The sequence below is a fragment of the Herbiconiux sp. genome, from assembly GCF_004297105.1.
Classification (GTDB): domain Bacteria; phylum Actinomycetota; class Actinomycetes; order Actinomycetales; family Microbacteriaceae; genus Herbiconiux.
Genome location: NZ_SCVE01000007.1, coordinates 82549 through 95596 on the forward strand (window position 1 = coordinate 82549; position 13048 = coordinate 95596).

General features: G+C 67.8%; 14 protein-coding genes. 10 read left to right on the top strand and 4 right to left on the bottom strand.

All coding sequences use genetic code 11. The features are described from left to right. Window positions 1–120: 120 nt before the first annotated feature. The gene (locus EPO52_RS03545; RefSeq protein WP_290802033.1) at window positions 121–1497 is read left to right on the top strand and encodes a glucose-6-phosphate dehydrogenase; all 1377 of its coding nucleotides are present in this window, start codon (window positions 121–123) and stop codon (window positions 1495–1497) included. Between the two features lie 150 nt (window positions 1498–1647). Here EPO52_RS03545 and EPO52_RS03550 read toward each other — a convergent pair whose 3' ends face one another. Continuing rightward, window positions 1648–2064, bottom strand: coding sequence for a hypothetical protein (locus EPO52_RS03550; protein ID WP_290802035.1), 417 nt, complete (start codon window positions 2062–2064; stop codon window positions 1648–1650). A gap of 187 nt (window positions 2065–2251) precedes the next feature. Here EPO52_RS03550 and EPO52_RS03555 point away from each other — a divergent pair, with 187 nt between their 5' ends. Further along, entirely contained in the window at window positions 2252–3424 is a 1173-nt protein-coding gene (locus EPO52_RS03555) for a mechanosensitive ion channel family protein (RefSeq protein ID WP_290802038.1), read from the top strand. Between the two features lie 3 nt (window positions 3425–3427). Here EPO52_RS03555 and EPO52_RS03560 read toward each other — a convergent pair whose 3' ends face one another. Together EPO52_RS03560 and EPO52_RS03565 are read right to left on the bottom strand one after the other, a co-directional pair. Further along, the gene (locus EPO52_RS03560) at window positions 3428–3724 is read right to left on the bottom strand and encodes a hypothetical protein (RefSeq protein WP_290802040.1); all 297 of its coding nucleotides are present in this window, start codon (window positions 3722–3724) and stop codon (window positions 3428–3430) included. Further along, complete coding sequence (locus tag EPO52_RS03565; RefSeq protein WP_290802043.1) at window positions 3724–3918, bottom strand: hypothetical protein; 195 nt, start codon at window positions 3916–3918, stop codon at window positions 3724–3726. The genes EPO52_RS03560 and EPO52_RS03565 overlap by 1 nt, the downstream gene beginning before the upstream one ends. A gap of 74 nt (window positions 3919–3992) precedes the next feature. Between EPO52_RS03565 and otsA the strand changes: the two genes are divergently transcribed. The 8 genes from otsA (at window position 3993) to EPO52_RS03605 (ending at window position 12548) form a co-directional block, all read left to right on the top strand. Next, the gene (gene otsA / locus EPO52_RS03570; RefSeq protein ID WP_290802047.1) at window positions 3993–5564 is read left to right on the top strand and encodes an alpha,alpha-trehalose-phosphate synthase (UDP-forming); all 1572 of its coding nucleotides are present in this window, start codon (window positions 3993–3995) and stop codon (window positions 5562–5564) included. Further along, window positions 5561–6358 carry a trehalose-phosphatase gene (otsB, locus tag EPO52_RS03575; protein WP_290802049.1) on the top strand — a complete coding sequence of 266 codons (798 nt, stop codon included), beginning with the start codon at window positions 5561–5563 and terminating at the stop codon, window positions 6356–6358. The genes otsA and otsB overlap by 4 nt, the downstream gene beginning before the upstream one ends. Before the next feature lie 88 nt (window positions 6359–6446). After that, window positions 6447–8141: a dihydroxy-acid dehydratase gene (gene ilvD, locus EPO52_RS03580; protein WP_290802052.1), complete on the top strand. Its 1695-nt coding sequence runs from the start codon at window positions 6447–6449 to the stop codon at window positions 8139–8141. Window positions 8142–8187: 46 nt separating this feature from the next. Beyond that, window positions 8188–9993: an acetolactate synthase large subunit gene (locus tag EPO52_RS03585; protein WP_290802055.1), complete on the top strand. Its 1806-nt coding sequence runs from the start codon at window positions 8188–8190 to the stop codon at window positions 9991–9993. 4 nt (window positions 9994–9997) lie between these two features. After that, window positions 9998–10507 carry an acetolactate synthase small subunit gene (ilvN, locus tag EPO52_RS03590; RefSeq protein WP_290802057.1) on the top strand — a complete coding sequence of 170 codons (510 nt, stop codon included), beginning with the start codon at window positions 9998–10000 and terminating at the stop codon, window positions 10505–10507. A gap of 61 nt (window positions 10508–10568) precedes the next feature. Then, window positions 10569–11594 carry a ketol-acid reductoisomerase gene (ilvC, locus tag EPO52_RS03595; RefSeq protein ID WP_290802060.1) on the top strand — a complete coding sequence of 342 codons (1026 nt, stop codon included), beginning with the start codon at window positions 10569–10571 and terminating at the stop codon, window positions 11592–11594. Between the two features lie 117 nt (window positions 11595–11711). Next, window positions 11712–12215: a DNA polymerase III subunit gamma/tau gene (locus tag EPO52_RS03600; protein ID WP_290802063.1), complete on the top strand. Its 504-nt coding sequence runs from the start codon at window positions 11712–11714 to the stop codon at window positions 12213–12215. Then, window positions 12216–12548 (top strand): hypothetical protein, encoded by a 333-nt coding sequence (locus EPO52_RS03605; RefSeq protein WP_290802066.1) that lies wholly within the window; start codon window positions 12216–12218, stop codon window positions 12546–12548. It abuts the gene before it with no gap. A gap of 23 nt (window positions 12549–12571) precedes the next feature. On the opposite strand, the gene EPO52_RS03610 is transcribed toward EPO52_RS03605, so the two are convergent. After that, entirely contained in the window at window positions 12572–12988 is a 417-nt protein-coding gene (locus EPO52_RS03610) for a DoxX family membrane protein (RefSeq protein WP_290802069.1), read from the bottom strand. Between the last annotated feature and the right edge of the window lie 60 nt (window positions 12989–13048).

Genomic DNA, 13048 nt, shown 5'->3' on the forward strand with positions numbered 1-13048 from the left:
GTTCACTCGTCAGTCCTCGCTGCACGTGGGTGCGCGATGATCTGAGAACAGGGGCGGCCTTCGGGTGGTCGTCCCTGTTCTTCTCTCTTCTCGGCACCCCGGGGCGATACTGTGAGGGCTATGACGCAAAAGGTCCAGACGCTGCTCATCTTCGGTGCCAGCGGCGATCTCACAGCACGACTCCTTCTTCCCGGGTTGGCGCAGTTGCTCACCGCGCAGCCCGAGCGCCGGCTCCGCCTGATCGGCGCCGGTGGTGTCGAATGGACCGACGATGAGTGGCGCAAGGTCGTCACGACCTCGTTCGCCGAGGTGAACGCATCCGGAGCCGCCATCGATGCGCTCATGGCGAGCACCACCTACGTCTATGCCGACGTCACCGATCCCGCCGAACTGCAGAAGCTGATCGACCTGGCCGACGGCACCCCCGCGATCTACTTCGCACTCCCGCCGGCGGTGGCCGCCAAAGTAGTGGTGTCGCTGCAGAAGGTCACCTTCCCCGCCGGACTCACGCTGGCGCTCGAGAAGCCGTTCGGCATGGACGTGCCGAGCGCGATGGCGCTGAACGGCGAACTCGCCAAGCTCGTGCCCGAGAACCAGATCCATCGCGTCGATCACTTCCTCGGCCGATCGACCATCTTCAACATCCTCGGGCTCCGCTTCGCCAACCGCATCTTCGAACCCGTGTGGAACTCGGAGCACATCGCGAAGATCGATGTCGTCTACGACGAGCAGCTCGGCCTCGAGGGCCGCGCCGGGTACTACGACACCGCCGGCGCCCTCGTCGACATGATCCAGAGCCACCTGCTGCAGGTGATGGCCGTACTGGCCATGGAGCCGCCGTCGACCCTCGGTCAAGACGATCTGCGCGATGCGAAAGAAATCGTGCTGCGGGCCACGCGCCTGTGGAACGACGACCCGAAGCAGTCGAGCCACCGCGCCCGCTACACGTCGGGCACGATCGATGGACGTACCTTGCCGAGCTACGTCGACGAGAAGGGCGTGGATCCCGCACGCGAGACCGAGACGCTCGCCGAGGTCACGCTCGAGATCTCGACCTGGCGCTGGAAGGGCGTGCCGATCACGCTCCGCTCCGGCAAGGCCCTCGGAGAACGCCGCCGCGAGATCGTCATCACGTTCAAGCCCGCCAACCAGCTGCCCGTGGGCCTCACGGGTGAGAGCAGCCCCACGGTGCTGCGGCTCTACGTGGCACCCGACGCGATGTCGCTCGAGATCGACATCAACGGCCCGGGCGACCCCTACGAACTCGAGCGCGCGAGCCTCGAAGCCACTTTCGGCGATGGCCAGCTGCTCGCCTACCGCGAGGTGCTCGCGGGAATCCTCGACGGCGATCCCACGCTGAGCGTGCGCGGCGACTCGGCGGTGGAGGGCTGGCGCATCCTGGCCCCCGTCATCGCGGCCTGGAAGGCGGATGAGGTTCCGCTCGAAGACTATGCGGCCGGCAGCGAAGGCCCCGACGCCTGGGACCAGGTGGGCTGAGAACCCGGGGCCGGCCTGCTCTCGGGGGCACGAGGAGGCGGCCACGTGCGGAGATCGCCAAGCATCCGCGTGACCTCCGGCCTGAGGGCCGGGGTGCGCGGCACGGGTGCGGAAGTCCGCAGTGGGTGCGCCGGGCGCAGGTGCGACCGACTAGTTCGCGACCGACCAGTCGGCGGCGCCCTGACGTTTCGCGGCGGCCGCGCTGACCTCGGCATGGTGCGCCACCAGCGCGCGCAGGGCATCGTCGTCGCGCGGGTCGGTCTCGACGGCGGGTGCGGCCGCAGAGACCGCGCGGGCGAGGGTGCGCGGCACGAAGACCCGCTCGACCGGAGCCAATGGGGCCACCTCGGCGTGACCGAGCGTGCTGCGCACGGTGATGCCGTGCTCCGCGAGGTTGGCCACGATGTCGTGTGCCACGGAGCGGGCGAGAGCGGTGTGGAAGATGTCGTCGGTGTCGGCCTCGGAACGCCGCGTGATGGCGAACGAGCCGAGCGGCCCGAAGTTCTCCATGAGGGTCTGACTCACCAGCTCGTAGAGCCGTTCGGGGCTGACGGTCTGTTCACGCACGGCCTTCGCTCGTCGTCTCCAGCCGATCATGGCAGCCCTTTCATCCACTCCGTGTGAACAGTGTGCGGGCTGCAGGTGGCCCCGGGGTAATCGACACGCCGGGGTGCGGGATCCAATGGGCTGATTAGGCTGAAAATTCGCGCGCCGGCATCCCGCCGGTGAAGCGCGCGAAACCGGAAGGGATGTCATGCCCATCGAGAGAACCTGGATCGCGCTCGCGATCGCTGCTGTCGTCGCCCTGGTCGTCGCCCTCGTGGTGACCGCAGTGCTGGCCCTGATCATCCGCCTGGTGGGTCGGAGACGGCGCTGGCCCGGTGCGCTCGTGAAGCGAGCCCGGGTGCCGTTCCGCGTGTTCCTCGTGGTGGTGCTGCTCTGGGTCGCTTTCACTGTGAGCGCCCCTGCAGGAGACTGGACCGCGGGCATCGACCAGACGTTCCTGATCCTCACCATCGCCGCGGGCGCCTGGCTCGTCTGCGCCCTGGCGCTCTTCTTCGAGGACGTCGCGCTGGCCCGCTACACGATCGATCGCCCGAACAACCGCATCGCCCGGCGGATGCGCACCCAGGTACTCATCCTGCGCCGGCTCGCGATGGCGGTGGTCATCGTGCTCGCGATCGGTGCCATCCTGCTCACCTTCCCCGGGGCTCAGGCCGTCGGCACGAGTGTTCTCGCCTCCGCCGGGGTGGTGTCGATCATCGCGGGCCTCGCCGCCCAGTCGACGCTCGCCAATGTCTTCGCGGGCATGCAGATCGCGTTCAGCGACGCCGTTCGCGTCGACGACGTGGTGATCGTCGAGAACGAGTGGGGCCGCATCGAGGAGATCACCCTCACCTACGTGGTGGTGCACATCTGGGATGATCGGCGCATGGTGCTGCCGAGCACCTACTTCACCTCGAAGCCCTTCCAGAACTGGACCCGGCGCAACTCCGAGCTGCTCGGATCCGTCGAGTTCGATCTCGACTGGCGGGTGACGCCGGGGGAGATGCGAGCCGAACTCGAGCACATCCTCGCCCGCACCGACCTGTGGGACCAGCGCGTCTCCGTGCTGCAGGTGACGGATGCGGTGGGCGGCTTCGTGCGCGTGCGCATCCTGGTGACGGCGGTCGACGCCCCGACCCTGTTCGACCTGCGCTGCTTCATCCGCGAGGAGATGGTCGCGTGGCTGTACCGCGCGAGTCCTCAGTCGATTCCGCGCACCCGGGTGCGGATGATCGACGAGGAGCCCGACATCGCGCCGCCCGTCTCCGGCGAGGAGCCGGAGGCGCATCCGGATGCCGGCGGCCTCTTCCACGGTGATCGCGACGCCGAGGGGCGGGCGAGCATGTTCACCGGGCCGATCGACATGACTCGCGACCGGTAGTGCTCAGGCGGCGGGCGGGGCTTTCGGCTTGCGGGGAGCGCGGGGTTCGCCGTCTGCGGTCGGCGGGGCGTCGGGGGCGTCCGCCGGGCCTCCGACGGGCGGCACGGGCCAGGTGAACGTCGCCGAGTCGCCGTTCTTCAGGAGATAGAGCTGCGCGGCGCGGGTGCCGAACCAGAGGAACCGCACCAGGAGCACGACCAGCGCAGCCAGCACCACGAAGCCCACGACCGCCGCCGCCACCGAGAGGATGCTGCCGAGAACGCCGAGGACGAGGGAGAGTGCGCCGCCGCCGTAGAACATCAGGAGTCCTCGAGCTCGCGGGCATCCTCGTCCTGCTGCATGACGCTGCCGACCGCGAGCGCCACGGTGATGCCCCAGCTGATCCACATGAGGATGAGCCGCCAGTCGCGCGGACCCTTACGCGTGGTCTGCACGACTCCGACCGCGCCGATGATCGAACTGATGATGCTCGTGTTCAGGATGTACTTGCGCACTGCTACCCCGCTCTTCTCGTTGAGACCACGCTACCCCGGCCGTTGCCAGTATGCCCCTGGTAGAATGGTGGTGCATGCCTTCTTCAGACAGCTCCGCGCCGTTCCCCGGCGAGTTCGACTTCGTGGTCGTGTCGAACCGCCTCCCCGTCGACCGCATCACGGATGACGACGGAAACCCGTCGTTCCGCACCTCGCCCGGTGGCCTCGTCACCGCGCTCGAGCCCGTGATGCGCGAGGCCGATGGCGCGTGGATCGGCTGGACCGGTTCCGCCGACGACCACACCGAGCCCTTCGAGCACGACGGTGTGCACCTCATCCCCGTTCACCTCACGGCCGACGAGGTGGAGAAGTACTACGAGGGCTTCTCGAACGACACCCTCTGGCCTCTGTACCACGACGTCATCGCGCCGCCCGCATACCACCGCGAGTGGTGGGAGAGCTACGTCGTCGTGAACCAGCGATTCGCCGACAGGGCCGCCGAGCTGGCGTCCGAGGGCGCCACGGTGTGGGTGCAGGACTACCAGCTGCAGCTCGTGCCGAAGATGCTCCGTGAGCTGCGCCCCGACCTCACCATCGGCTTCTTCAATCACATTCCGTTTCCGGCATACGGCATCTACTCGCAGCTGCCCTGGCGCACCCAGATCATCGAGGGGCTGCTCGGCGCCGACGTCATCGGCTTCCAGAGAACAGCGGATGCGGGCAACTTCTCCCGCGCGGTTCGCCGGCTCCTCGGCTACCAGACGAAGGGCACCGTCATCGACGTGCCCATCGAAGACGAAGCCGAGGTGTCGGGTTCGTCCCGCCGCATCACCACCGGCCGCGACGGCCGGCCGATGCGCGCCGTGGTCGCTCGCTCCTTCCCCATCTCGATCGACGCGGCGAGCTACGAACAACTCGCCCGACGCCCCGACATCCAGGCGCGGGCTCGGGAGATCCGGGAGGGTCTCGGCAACCCGAAGGTCGTGATGCTCGGCGTCGACCGGCTCGACTACACGAAAGGCATCGGCCACCGGCTGAAGGCCTTCGGCGAATTGCTGGCCGACGGCACGGTCGACGTCGAAGACGTCACGCTCGTTCAGGTGGCCAGCCCGAGCCGCGAGCGGGTCACCGCCTATCAGCAGCTCCGCGACGAGATCGAGCTCACCGTCGGCCGCATCAACGGCGACTACGGCACCATCAGCCACACCGCCATCAGCTACCTGCACCACGGCTATCCGCGCGAGGAGATGGTGGCGCTCTACCTGGCCGCCGACGTGATGCTCGTCACCGCACTGCGCGATGGCATGAACCTCGTGGCCAAGGAGTACGTGGCCTCGCGTTTCGACAACGGCGGTGTGCTCGTGCTGAGCGAGTTCGCCGGCGCGTCCGACGAACTGCGCACCGCGCTCCGGGTGAATCCCCACGACATCGAGGGCCTCAAGGAGGCCGTGCTCCAGGCGATCGACATGCCCGCGAGTGAGCGTGCCCGCCGCATGCGGGCCATGCGCAAACGCGTGCAGGAGTACGACGTGGCGCGCTGGTCGTCGTCGTTCCTCTCGGCGCTCACGAGCTCGAGCGACGATCTCGCGCTGCCGAAGTCGACGGTGCGCACGCCCACTCGTTCCGAGGCGCGCGCCGAGGAGCGCGCGGTCGAGGAGGCTCGATGAGCGAGCACACGAACGCACTCGACGTCGATTCCGAGCTTCTCGCACAGCTCGAGCGCCTCGCCGGTACTCCTGAGCTCCTCGTGGCCCTGGACTTCGACGGCACCCTCTCACCCGAGGTCGACACGCCCGATGACGCGCGGGCTCTGCCCGAGGCGCGTGCTGCCGTGCTGGAGCTGATGGCTCTGCCGCACACCCGCGTCGCACTCGTCTCCGGCCGCGCGATGGAGTCGCTGCTCCACGTCAGCGAGCTGCCCGACGAGGCTCTCCTCATCGGCTCCCATGGTGTGGAGGAGCGGCTGGATGCGCCTGTGCGCCTCGCTTTGTCGGATGAGGAGAAGAGCGGTCTCGCGCGCCTGCACGCCGCCCTCGACGCCGTCGCCGACGACTACGACGGGGTCTGGGTCGAGCACAAGCCTGCCGGTTACGCGCTGCACACGCGCCGGGCGAGCGAGTCCGACCGTGCCGCCGCCCAGGAGCGGGCGCGCACGGATGCCGCCACCGCCGCATCCGGCCTCACCGTGCGGCTCGGCAAGAACGTGCTGGAGTTCTCGGTGCGCGGCACCACGAAGGGCGACGCCGTGCGCGTGCTGCGCGAATTCACCGGAGCCACCGGAGTGCTCTTCGCCGGCGACGACGTCACCGACGAAGACGGATTCGCGGCACTGGGCGCCGACGACTTCGGTCTCAAGGCCGGGCCAGGTGCCACGGTGGCGGCGCACCGGGTCGACGGGCCGCGGGAGGTCGCATCCGTTCTGCAGACGCTGGCGAACCTGAGGGCAGGCACGTCGGCCTGAACGCTCCACAACCCGTGGATGGTGCCGGAGTTGTGCACAGGCTCACAGACGTGCATCAGCACCCCTCTCTCGGTTCTAAACTCGTAACATGCCGGAAATAGACATCAAGCCGCGTTCGCGCACCGTTACCGACGGGATCGAAGCCCTCACCTCGCGCGGAATGCTCCGCGGCGTGGGCATGGGCGACGGCGACTGGGAGAAGCCGCAGATCGGCATCGCCTCGTCGTGGAACGAGATCACGCCGTGCAACCTCTCGCTCGAGCGCCTCGCGCGCGCCTCGAAAGAAGGAGTGCATGCTGGTGGCGGTTACCCGCTGCAGTTCGGCACCATCTCTGTCTCCGACGGCATCTCGATGGGGCACGAGGGCATGCATTTCTCGCTCGTGTCGCGCGAGGTCATCGCCGACTCGGTCGAGACCGTCATGATGGCCGAGCGGCTCGACGGCTCGGTGCTGCTGGCCGGCTGCGACAAGTCGCTGCCCGGCATGCTGATGGCGGCGGCCCGGCTCGACCTCGCCTCGGTGTTCCTCTACGCCGGATCGATCGCACCCGGCTGGGTGAAGCTCTCCGACGGCACGGAGAAAGACATCACGATCATCGACTCCTTCGAGGCCGTCGGCGCCGTGCGCGCCGGCCGCATGTCCATGGAAGACGCGCACCGCATCGAGTGCGCCTTCGCACCCGGTGAGGGCTCGTGCGGTGGCATGTACACCGCCAACACCATGGCGAGCGCCGCCGAGGCCATGGGCATGAGCCTGCCGGGCTCGGCCTCGCCGGCCGCGGCCGACCGCCGCCGCGACTACTTCGCGCACCGATCCGGCGAAGCCGTCGTCAACATGCTGCGTCAGGGCCTCACCGCACGCGACATCATCACCAAGAAGTCGCTCGAGAACGCCATCGCCGTGGGCATGGCCTTCGGCGGCAGCACCAACCTCGTGCTCCACCTCCTCGCCATCGCAGCCGAGGCGGAGGTCGAGCTCACCCTCGCCGACTTCAACAAGATCGGCGACAAGGTGCCGCACATCGGCGACCTCAAGCCCTTCGGCCGCTTCGTGATGAACGACGTCGACCGGCACGGGGGAGTGCCCGCCGTGATGAAGGCGCTGCTCGACGAAGGCCTGCTGCACGGCGACGCCATGACGGTCACCGGCAAGACCATCGAGGAGAACCTCGCCGAGATGGACATCGCGCCGCTCGACGGCGAGGTGCTGCGCCCCCTCTCCAACCCCATCCACAAGTCGGGCGGGCTCACGGTGCTCACCGGCACCATGGCTCCCGAGGGTGCCGTGGTGAAGTCGGCCGGCTTCGACGCCGACGTGTTCGAGGGCCCCGCGCGGGTGTTCGAGCGCGAGCGTGCCGCGATGGATGCGCTCACCGAGGGTCGCATCAACGCCGGCGACGTCGTGGTCATCCGTTACGAGGGCCCGAAGGGCGGCCCCGGCATGCGCGAGATGCTCGCCATCACCGCGGCCATCAAGGGCGCAGGCCTCGGCAAGGATGTACTACTATTGACCGACGGCAGATTCTCAGGCGGCACAACCGGCCTGTGCATCGGCCACATAGCACCCGAAGCGGTCGACGCAGGTCCGATCGCCTTCGTGCGCGATGGTGATCTAATACGGGTCGATATCGCAGCTCGCTCGCTCGACCTACTTGTCGAACCCGCTGAGCTAGCAGCTCGCCGAGACGGCTGGGCTCCTCTTCCTCCGCGCTATACCCGTGGCGTTCTCGCGAAGTACTCCAAGCTCGTGCACTCCGCCGCTGTCGGCGCGATCACGGGCTAGTACCTCGCATCCATCAACCCAAACGTGCTCCATTTGAGGAAAACACATGTCCACGGACGCTTTCCCCGTGCCAACCAAGAAACCGACGACACCCCCATCCGCTGAGCCCGAGATCCTCACCGGATCGGGCGCGGTTCTGCGCACCCTCGAACTCCTCGGCATCAAAGATGTCTTCGGACTCCCGGGCGGTGCCATCATCCCGTTCTACGACGAGCTGATGACGCAGGACAAGATCCGCCACATCCTCGTTCGCCACGAGCAGGGTGCGGGCCATGCCGCCGAGGGCTATGCCGCCGCCAGCAACAAGGTGGGCGTCGCCATCGCCACCAGCGGTCCGGGCGCCACCAACCTCGTCACCGCGATCGCCGACGCCTACATGGACTCGGTGCCGATGCTCGCCATCACCGGTCAGGTGTTCTCGCACCTGATGGGCACCGATGCGTTCCAGGAGGCCGACATCGTGGGCATCACGATGCCGATCACGAAGCACTCCTTCCTGGTGAAAGACGCCGCCGACGTGCCCGCCACGATCGCCGCCGCCTACCAGATCGCCACGACCGGCCGGCCCGGCCCCGTTCTCGTCGACATCACGAAAGACGCCCAGCAGAACTCGATGGAGTTCTCCTGGCCGCCGAAGATCGACCTGCCCGGCTACCGCCCGATCATGAAGGCACACGGCAAGCAGATCCAGGCCGCGGCGCAGTTGCTCGCCGAGGCGAAGAAACCCGTGTTCTACGTCGGTGGCGGCGTCATCCGCTCCAAGGCCTCGGCCGAGCTCGCCGAGCTGGCCGAGCTCACCGGCGTGCCCGTGGTCACCACCCTCATGGCGCGCGGCGCCTTCCCCGACTCGCACCACCTGAACCTCGGCATGCCCGGCATGCACGGTACGGTGCCCGCGGTGCTCGCGCTGCAGGAGAGCGACCTCATCGTGTCGCTCGGCGCGCGCTTCGACGACCGGGTCACCGGCCGCGCAGCCGACTTCGCGCCGAACGCGAAGGTGGTGCACGTCGACATCGACCCCGCCGAGATCTCGAAGATCCGCGTGGCCGACGTGCCGATCGTGGGTGATGCGAAGGAGGTCATCTCCGACCTCATCATCGCCTTCGGCGACATCGCGGGCGACGAGAAGCTCGACCTCACCGACTGGTGGACCTACCTCGACGGCCTCAAGGCGGAGTTCCCCCTCGGCTACACCGAGCCCACCGACGGCCTGATGGCGCCGCAGTACGTGATCAAGCGCATCGGCGAGCTCACCGGCCCCGAGGGCGTCTATGCCGCGGGTGTCGGTCAGCACCAGATGTGGGCGGCCCAGTTCATCAAGTACGAGCGCCCCAACGCCTGGCTCAACTCCGGCGGAGCCGGCACCATGGGCTACGCGGTTCCCGCGGCCATGGGCGCCAAGGTGGCCGAGCCCGACCGCGTGGTGTGGGCGATCGATGGTGACGGATGCTTCCAGATGACCAATCAGGAGCTCGCCACCTGCACGATCAACAAGATCCCGATCAAGGTCGCGATCATCAACAACTCGTCGCTCGGCATGGTGCGCCAGTGGCAGACGCTGTTCTACGACGGCCGCCACTCGTTCACCGATCTCAACACCGGTCACGAGACGCAGATGGTGCCCGACTTCGTGAAGATGGCCGACGCCTACGGTGCGCTGGGCATCCGCGTCACGAAGCCCGAAGACGTGGATGCGGCGATCACGCTCGCACTCGAGACGAACGACCGCCCCGTGGTCATCGACTTCATCGTGTCGGCCGACGCGATGGTGTGGCCGATGGTGGCGCAGGGCACCTCGAACAGCGAGATCCAGTACGCCAAGACACACGCACCCGAGTGGGAAGAGGAGTAAACCCATGAGCACGCACGTTCTCAGTCTCCTCGTGGAAGACAAGCCGGGCCTCCTGACCCGAGTCGCCGGCCTCTTCGCCCGCCGTGGCTTCAACATCGAGTCGCTCGCCGTCGGCCACTCCGAGATCCCGGGTCTCTCCCGCATCACGGTCGTGGTCGACGTCGACGAGCTGCCGCTCGAGCAGGTCACGAAGCAGCTCAACAAGCTCATCAACGTGATCAAGATCGTCGAGCTCGACCCTGCACAGTCGGTGCAGCGCGAGCACCTGCTCATCAAGGTGCGCGTCGACAACACCACCCGCTCGCAGGTGCTCGAAGCCGTGAACCTCTTCCGCGCCCGCGTGGTCGACGTGTCGACGGATGCGCTCGTGATCGAGGTCACGGGCGACTCCGGCAAGACGCAGGCGTTCATCAAGGTGATCGAGCCCTACGGCATCAAGGAGATCGCCCAGTCGGGTCTGCTCGCCATCGGCCGCGGCGGTAAGAGCATCACCGAGCGCGTCTTCAAGAACTGACCGCCGAAGAACTGACCGCTCCAGAACTCAGCAAGTCCCCTCAAACAAGGAGAAAACACAAGTGACCGAGATCTTCTACGACCAGGACGCCGATCTGTCCTTGATCCAGGCCAAGAAGGTGGCCGTGATCGGCTACGGCTCGCAGGGCCACGCCCACGCGCTGAACCTCCGCGACTCCGGCGTCGAGGTCGTCGTCGCGCTCAAGGAGGGCTCGAAGTCGACCGCCAAGGCCGAGGAGGCCGGTTTCACGGTGCTCTCCGTCGCCGAGGCCACCGCCTGGGCCGACGTCATCGTCATCCTCGCCCCCGACCAGCACCAGCGCGGTATCTACGCCGCCGACATCCAGCCGAACCTCGCCGACGGCAAGACGCTCGTCTTCGGCCACGGCTTCAACATCCGCTTCGGCTACATCGAGGCGCCCGAGGGTGTCGACGTCATCATGGTCGCGCCGAAGGGCCCGGGTCACACCGTGCGCCGCGAGTACGAGGCCGGCCGTGGCGTTCCCGTCATCGTGGCCGTCGAGAAAGACGCCACCGGTTCGGCGTGGGACCTCGCCTGGAGCTACGCCAAGGGCATCGGCGGCCTCCGTGCCGGCGGTATCAAGACCACCTTCACCGAGGAGACCGAGACTGACCTCTTCGGTGAGCAGGCCGTTCTCTGCGGTGGTGTCTCGCAGCTCGTGCAGTACGGCTTCGAGACCCTCACCGAGGCCGGCTACCAGCCGCAGATCGCCTACTTCGAGGTTCTGCACGAGCTGAAGCTCATCGTCGACCTCATGTGGGAAGGTGGCATCGCCAAGCAGCGCTGGTCGGTCTCCGACACGGCCGAGTACGGCGACTACGTCTCCGGCCCGCGCGTCATCGACCCGCACGTGAAGGAGAACATGCAGGCCGTTCTCGCCGACATCCAGTCGGGCGCCTTCGCGAAGCGCTTCATCGACGACCAGGACGCCGGAGCCCCCGAGTTCCTCGCCCTCCGCGAGAAGGGTGCCGCGCACCCCATCGAGGCCACGGGCAAGGAACTCCGCGCCCTCTTCGCGTGGAAGCAGCAGGATGCGGACTACACGGACGGCAGCGCTGCGCGCTAGTCGCCGCTGAGTTCTCCAAACCTCCCGCCGACCGCGGCCCTCTCCGGGCCCGGTAGGCGGGAGGTTTGTCGTTGTCCGCGGCGAGGACGGTCGTAGGCAGCGCGATAAGGTGAGGGCATGAGCGACCGGCGGGATGACGACGAGGCCCTCGGGTGGGCGGGCGATGACGATCCCACGCTCTCGCCCGTCGGGGTGCCCGAGACGAGTGGCGGAAGTACGGCTCCGGATGAGGCTCCCGCGGCGGCTGGCGCCAAGTCCGTGCTCGACGAGGCCGAAGACGCGGAAGACCGCGCCGTGGAGCAGGAGTTGGCCGACGCCGAGGCGGCATCCGCCCAGCTGAGTTCCGTCGCCCTCATCGGCCTCGGCATCCTGGGCGGCATCTACCTGCTCTACACGATCGGCTGGGTGATCAGCTTCACCCGCTACGAGGTGGCCTCGGAGTTGAGCCTCGGCGTGTTCACCGAACTCATCTCCCGCACTCTCGCCGTGGCGGCGTCACCGCTGTGGTTCGTGGCCACGCTCCTCCTCACCCAGCGCCGTGGCCTTCGCTACCGCTTCCTCTGGCTCGTGATCGGCGTGCTCGTTCTCGTGCCCTGGCCGTTCCTGATCGGGGGCAAGTAGATGAGCGCCGAAGCGCTGCCGCAGAAGCGCGGATTCCGCACCTTCGGAGGCGCGGGCTGGACCGTCGCGGTCGTGTTCGCCTTCCTGTACGCGTATCACCTGTGGGGCGGCATCGCCAATCTCATCGGGGTGCTGGCCTTGCTCAACAGCGTGGGCAGCAGCGGCGACGCCGTCATCTGGACCCTGGTGATCAGCTACCTCGTGGTGCCCATCGTGGTCTACGCCGCGGCGCTCCTCGTGGGCCGCACGCTCCGCAACGGGGAGCGGATCGTGGTGTTCGTGGTGGGCTTCGCGGTGGTCTCGGTGCTGTCGCTCAGCCTGGCTGCGGTCTAGCGGCTGAGCCCCGGTGGGCCGGGCTAGAGCGGCAGCGCCACCAGCAGCACGAGTGCCGCGAGCACGATCTGCCCGATGAGCCGCGGCCAGAACGGGATGGCCAGCGCGCCGAACGTGTCGCGTCGAGTGGCCGCATAGGCGTTCGCCGGGAAGACGCAGGCCAGGAACACCACCAGTGCGATACCGGCCGCGAGCCGCGTGGGCGGGAAGAGCAGGCCGAGGCCGCCCGCGATCTCGCACACCCCGGTGAGGTACACGAGCGTGAGCGGGGTCACCCGGCCGCCCGCACTGAGGATGCCGGTGCGCATCCGGGGCGGGATCATCGCCGCCATGGTGCGCGCCGACCTCGGCACGAAGTGGTTCGCGCCCATGCCGATGAACACGAGCGCGATCAGGATGCGCAGAACGGTGAGGACGACGTCGAGCGTCACGGAGGACATCCGTCCATTGTGCCTGCACTACAGTTGAGAAGTTCCCCGCCACAGAACCAAAGGACCCGA

What these genes read in the sequence shown, in the direction of transcription:
- EPO52_RS03610 (WP_290802069.1), bottom strand. Translation starts at nt 12,988, where the DNA reads ATGTCCTCCGTGACGCTCGACGTCGTCCTCACCGTTCTGCGCATCCTG.
- otsA (WP_290802047.1), top strand. Translation starts at nt 3,993, where the DNA reads ATGCCTTCTTCAGACAGCTCCGCGCCGTTCCCCGGCGAGTTCGACTTC.
- ilvN (WP_290802057.1), top strand. Translation starts at nt 9,998, where the DNA reads ATGAGCACGCACGTTCTCAGTCTCCTCGTGGAAGACAAGCCGGGCCTC.
- EPO52_RS03585 (WP_290802055.1), top strand. Translation starts at nt 8,188, where the DNA reads ATGTCCACGGACGCTTTCCCCGTGCCAACCAAGAAACCGACGACACCC.
- EPO52_RS03600 (WP_290802063.1), top strand. Translation starts at nt 11,712, where the DNA reads ATGAGCGACCGGCGGGATGACGACGAGGCCCTCGGGTGGGCGGGCGAT.
- otsB (WP_290802049.1), top strand. Translation starts at nt 5,561, where the DNA reads ATGAGCGAGCACACGAACGCACTCGACGTCGATTCCGAGCTTCTCGCA.
- EPO52_RS03545 (WP_290802033.1), top strand. Translation starts at nt 121, where the DNA reads ATGACGCAAAAGGTCCAGACGCTGCTCATCTTCGGTGCCAGCGGCGAT.
- EPO52_RS03605 (WP_290802066.1), top strand. Translation starts at nt 12,216, where the DNA reads ATGAGCGCCGAAGCGCTGCCGCAGAAGCGCGGATTCCGCACCTTCGGA.
- EPO52_RS03555 (WP_290802038.1), top strand. Translation starts at nt 2,252, where the DNA reads ATGCCCATCGAGAGAACCTGGATCGCGCTCGCGATCGCTGCTGTCGTC.
- EPO52_RS03560 (WP_290802040.1), bottom strand. Translation starts at nt 3,724, where the DNA reads ATGTTCTACGGCGGCGGCGCACTCTCCCTCGTCCTCGGCGTTCTCGGC.
- ilvD (WP_290802052.1), top strand. Translation starts at nt 6,447, where the DNA reads ATGCCGGAAATAGACATCAAGCCGCGTTCGCGCACCGTTACCGACGGG.